2 protein-coding genes are annotated in these 5910 nt (G+C 41.3%); both read left to right on the top strand.

The window, feature by feature from the left end; translation table 11 throughout:
• On the top strand, nucleotides 1-2162 hold a 2162-nt coding region (locus ACG916_RS21290), incomplete at its 5' end, for a DUF2345 domain-containing protein (RefSeq protein WP_419330762.1).
• 68 nt (nucleotides 2163-2230) lie between these two features.
• Nucleotides 2231-5910, top strand: a 3680-nt coding sequence (locus ACG916_RS21285) for a DUF6531 domain-containing protein (protein ID WP_419330761.1), incomplete at its 3' end; no start/stop codon positions are given.

The raw sequence follows: 5910 nt of genomic DNA, 5'->3' as shown, positions 1-5910 counted from the left end.
AAGACAATACCCATGATGGCGGTGCGGGTTCTAATGACAATGATACAGATTCAGCTTGGGTCGATGTCCTGACCCCATGGGCAGGTGAAGGCTATGGGGCACGATTCTTACCGAGAATCGGTGAAATTGTTGTGATTGATTTCTTTGATGGCAATATTGACCGTCCATTTGTGGTTGGGCGCATCCATGAAGCGCAACGTCATCCAAGCAAGTTTGATGACAAAGGCAAACTGCCTGATACCAAGAAACTGGCAGGAATCAAAAGCCGAGAGTATCAAGGCAGTGGCTACAATCAACTGAGGTTTGACGATACTACTGGCCAAATCAGCAGCCAGTTACAGAGTAGTCATGGCGCCAGCCAACTCAACTTGGGCAAACTGAGTCATCCAAAAGACAAAGCAGAAAGTGATGATCGTGGTGAAGGCTTTGAGCTGAAGACTGACCAATGGGGAGCCGTTCGCGCAGGGCAAGGTTTACTGCTTTCGACCTATAAACAAGACCAAGCCAAAGGTGATCACCTTGATTCAGAGCTTGCCAAAAAGCAACTTGAGGGTAGTCAGACCAACAGTAAAGCCTTAAGCGATATTGCCAAAAACCAAAAGACGGATGAAATAGAATCGATTGAGCAACTCAAAGCTTTTGCCGAAGACATTGAAAAAGATGTTGCTAAGTATAAAAAAGCCATCATGTTACTCAGTTCTGTTGATGGGATTGCCTTAAGTACCCCTGAAGATATCCATCTTTCAGCCACAGGCATCATTAACCATACTGCGGGCGATAGTATTAACCTTAGTACTCAAAAGAATCTTTTGGGGCAAGCTTTAGGTAAAGTAAGCCTATTTGCTGCTCAAGGTGGCATTAAAGCCATTGCCGCGCAAAGTAAAGTTGAAATTCAAGCGCAGTCAGACGCTTTAGATGTATTTGCCAAATTGGGAATTACCATCTCATCTACAGAAGATCGGATAGAAATCAGTAGCCCAAAAGAAGTGTTGATTACTGGTGGCTCATCGCAGATTGCCCTAAATGGCTCAGGGATTTTCCCAAAAACAGGCGGTAAGTTTGAGGTCAATGCAGGGCAGCACACATTTAAGCCGGGTGCCAGTGTCAGTAAATCAGCACAACTGCCGCCATCGAATCCGCTCAAAGGCGCACTCGACTTATTAAAAAGCTATGGTGGACAAGACTTCTTTAAACAAACGGGCTTTAAAGTGATTGACTCATTTGGCAAGCAAGTGTCTGGCAAGCTGGATGGCAATGGTTTTGCCCAAGTGACAGGTATTGCACCTGGCCCTGCCAAAGTTGAATTTGAGACTGATCCACGGAGTGCATGGGATAAAGCAAGTCATTTTAACCGTGATTATACTTGGTCAGAAGAAGTGGTCGGTGGTGCCACAAGCTTTGCACAAAATACATTAAATTCAGTGGGACAAAATATGATGTCTCAACTCAAAAACAATTTATTCTCTTTGAATGCTGACTCATTGAAAGATATGGGCAAAAATGCTTTAAAAGACTTAGGCACACAAAGCTTGGGACAATTTAAAGAACAATTTACTCAAAGTGCATTAGGTTCCGTCTCTTCGGCATTGAATTTAAATTTATCTCCGTCACAGATGATGAATGTGGGACAGATGATTGCTAATCCAAGTCAATCCCTACACAACATTAAAGATCAAGGGATCGATTTCTTTAAAGACCAAGCCTCTGCATTGTTTGCTCAACAGACCAGTGGTTTGGTTTCTAATTTAACTGCTGGAACAGGATTTGGGTCATCACTGGGTCAAGGTTTTGTTGCAGAGTCATTTGGCGCTGCTCAAAATGGGTTAGATGCCCCAGTGAAAGTGGTGGATGATTTTATTAAAAAAGATGAATATTTCTCTCGCTTCTTAACCTATAGCATTACTACTCGAAAAGGTGATGCATCTGTACCCACGATCCCGCAAAATATTCCTCAACAAGTCAGTCAGCCTGCACCAATTTTGACTCAACAGACTCCACAAGCGACAGCACCAGTCGACGTGAAAAAACCGCAGTCGATTTATGATATGGATAAGGATGTGGTACGGATGGATCTGGAAGAGTCCCGTTATGTCACCAAACAAGTGACTGTGCGAAAAACGGCTGCTGAACAACCAGATGTATATAACGCACGAAATAAATAATTGAACATTTTTTGAATTTTAATTGATTGAAATTAAATTAAAAATTAGAACGTATTAAGGTTAAGCTTATGGCATTTATAGACAGTAAAAATCAGACCGCAGGGTCAAATACACAGCAACAACCAGCCGCTAAAGAGACCAAGCCCGCGGTAGAGTTGGCAGTATTTAATTTGGCCAGCCTGACGCATACAGAAGACCATAAGTTTATCGCCCATCAAATCCAAAACTATTTACAGGCTTGTGGAAACACCAGCCTAGAACAGATCAAAGCAAGTGCCAATGTACCAACAGTCGCCAATATCTTTGCATTATCTGGCAGTGTTTTAGACCTTATTTTATTTGCCACTGAACCCAAGCAAGCTGAGGCAGGGGTACAACAATCGGCATTGTTAAGCATGAACTTAATCGGTTTATTTTTACAACCGAATACAGAAGCACATGTGCGTATGGCTTTACGTCCAATGCTGGGTTTAATGGCAGAATGTTTATACCCAGCCAATGGCAAAATCAAAGAAGCTGACTTACGTCGGATGCAGCTACACTTAAATGCGCAGATGGCTGGCGATTTAGAAAAATTCCTACAAGAAACACAAGGTAAATTATCAGGTTTATTGTCGAGTGCTACGACACTAGGGACTTCAATTCTCCAAGCCTTTAGCAGTAGTCCTGTAGCTGGATTACCCAGTGTTGCTTCAGCGGGAGCAACAGCTGAAGAACGTGATCCCAGCAAGCAGTTTAGCAACTGGGCACAGCCATTGATTGATTTGTTGGGTACACCTGCACAAGCTGATATGACCGCAAAGATGACCCCGAATATCGCAACACGATTAACAGAAGAAGTGCTTAAGGCGACAGCACACCTTGCTACAGTGATTCAACAACAAAGCAATGCAGGAACGCAATATAGCCTTGCTTGGTTGATTCAAGAAACCCTAAAAGCCATCCAAACTCAAGGTAAAAAAGCCACAGCCAGTGTGCCGTTAAACCAAACAGGCGAACATGAGCAGCATATCAATGGTGATATTTTAGAGTTTGTCACCTTACAACCTGATGCCTTAAATGATCCGATTTGCGCAACATTGGCTGACGATCAAAGTTCTAAAACGGATAAAAGTATTAGCTATGCGATTGGTGCGGAGCGGGTTAATCATTCAGACTTTTACTTGCCTAAAGTTGGTTTTGCCTTTAGTCGTCAATATAACTCTCAAATGAATGAGTTTGATCACAGTATGATCGGCGCACGTTGGATGATGCCATTTTCCAATGTGATCATACAAAATCAAAATGGGTATTTAGTTATTGACAGCAATGGACGCAAACACCAACTGCCTGCTTCGATCGTCTATGAAAAATATCAGGTACCCTTTGAAGGCTTTAGTGTCGCACCACATGACGATGGGGATTTATTGCTGAATTTTGGTTCAGACTGGAATTTCCATTTTCATAGTTTTAATGCTGGAAAACATTATCACCTCGTTCAACAATTTAATGATCAGACTGATGAAAAAGTAGTACTGACCTATTTATTGTTTGAACAATTTGCCTATTTACAGGCGATTGATTTTCAATTGAAGCGTGCTAAACATTTAGTCAAATTTGCTTTTAATGAACAAGCCAAAGTCATTGCCGCATTTGTCGATGATCAAGTGGAAGCATTGGCACGTTATGAATATGATCAACAAGGTAATCTGATCAAAGCCATTGATCAAAATGGACATACACGCAGTTATGAGTATAACCATGCCCATCAATTGACCCGTTATACCGATCGTACTGGGCGTGGGCAAAATATTCGATATGAATCTACTGCACCTAAAGCCAAAGCGATTGAGGAATGGGCAGATGATGGTAGTTTTAAAACCCGTTTAGAATGGCATCCACGTTTGCGTCAAGTGGCGGTTTATGACGCCTATGATGTTCCGACCTATTATTATTTTGATTTAGATGGTTTTACCTATCGTACCCGTTTAGCCGATGGTCGTGAAAAGTGGATATCTCGAGATAGTCAAAAACGGATTACGCGTCAAATTGATTTTGCAGGCTTAGAAACAGAGCAAGTCTATAACGATCAAGATCAATTGGTGAAAATTGTACAGCCAAATGGCGGCATCATCCTATTTGCTTATGATGAAAATGGTAATCTGACTGAAACTAAGGACCCAGAAGGCAATATCTGGAAAAAACAATATGATGCTGATGGCAATGTCAGCAAAGACATTAATCCTTTAGGACATATCACCCAGTATAAATATAATAATGACAACCAATTGGTTGAAGTGATTGATGCCAAAGGCGGCTCAAAGAAAATTCAATATAATGATCTTGGGCAGATGGTGTCGTATACCGATTGTTCAGGGAAAAGCAGTGCTTGGGAATATGATGAAGACGGTACGCTGACCGCACAAGCTGCTGCGGATGCACAACAGGTTCAGTATCTCTATAGTACTCAAGGTAAAGACCGAGGGCAGTTACAAGCAATCATTTATCCTGATGGATTAAAAGAACAATTTGAACATGATGAAGAAGGGCGTTTACTTAAGCATACCGATAGCAAAGGCTTAATTACCCAATATAAATACAATCAAGTCGGGCTATTAGAACAACGTATTGATGCCAATAGACACCAAATCGGCTACCAGTGGGATAAGCAAGGTCGAATTCAAAAACTAAGCAATCAAAACCATGCCGAATATGTATTTGACTATAATCGTTTTGGGCAATTGGTGCGTGAACAAGCTTTTGATGGTGAAGAAAAGCACTTTACATATCATGACAATGGATTTTTATTTCAAATCCGCCAACCCAATATTCTGACTCAATTCGGCTATCATATGGATGGTTCGATTGCGTCAAAAACTTATACCCATTTGCAGACTCGGCATAGCCAAGTTGAAGAGTTTGAATACAACTTAAATAACCAACTCAGTAAAGCGACCAATACAGAAAGCCAAATTGATTTTTATCGTAATCAACTTGGACAGTTGGTACGTGAGCATCAACACTATAAAGTACCAAATCTAAACCCACTGACCGCAGTATTACGTTATGAGTACGATGAATTGGGGAATTTGACTCAAACCATTCGTCCTGATGGACAAGTACAAGCCAATCTAAGTTATGGATCAGGGCATATTTATGGCATTGCCTTTAACCAACAAGATATGGTGGCATTCCAACGTGATGATTTACATCGTGAAACCACGCGACTGCTGGCCAATGGTTTAGTGCAAACTAAGGATTATAATGATGTGGGCTTACTCAGCTCACAAGTCATTCGCCCAGAGCAAGAAACAACGGACAGGGTACAATTTCAAGCAGAACGTCATTATCACTATGATAACAACTATTTGCTGACTCAAGTCGATGATAGTCGTCTAGGAAAGTTAAATTACCAATATGATCCAATCGGGCGTTTAATCAAAAGCCAAAACCCATATAAATCTGAAAGCTTTAGTTTTGATCCTGCGGGGAACTTGATTGATCCGATTGCCACTCAAGCTGCGCAAGTAAAAAATAACTTGATTAGCCAGTATCAAGGCAAACATTATAAATATGATGCACAGGGCAATGTGATTGAAACCACTCAAGCCGGTCAGACCTTAAAACTCACTTGGGATAACTTAAATCGTCTGATACAAAGTGACAGCAATGGTCAAATCACAGACTATGGTTATGATGTTTTTGGCAGACGATTATTTAAGAATAACCAAACAGACCACAGCCTAACCTTATTTGGTTGGGATGGTGA

Origin of the sequence: Acinetobacter legionensis (assembly GCF_048552295.1) — a bacterium.
In the GTDB taxonomy this organism is placed as follows: domain Bacteria; phylum Pseudomonadota; class Gammaproteobacteria; order Pseudomonadales; family Moraxellaceae; genus Acinetobacter.
Note: the sequence above shows the minus strand (reverse complement) of the source record. Positions and strands in the feature narration are given on the sequence as shown.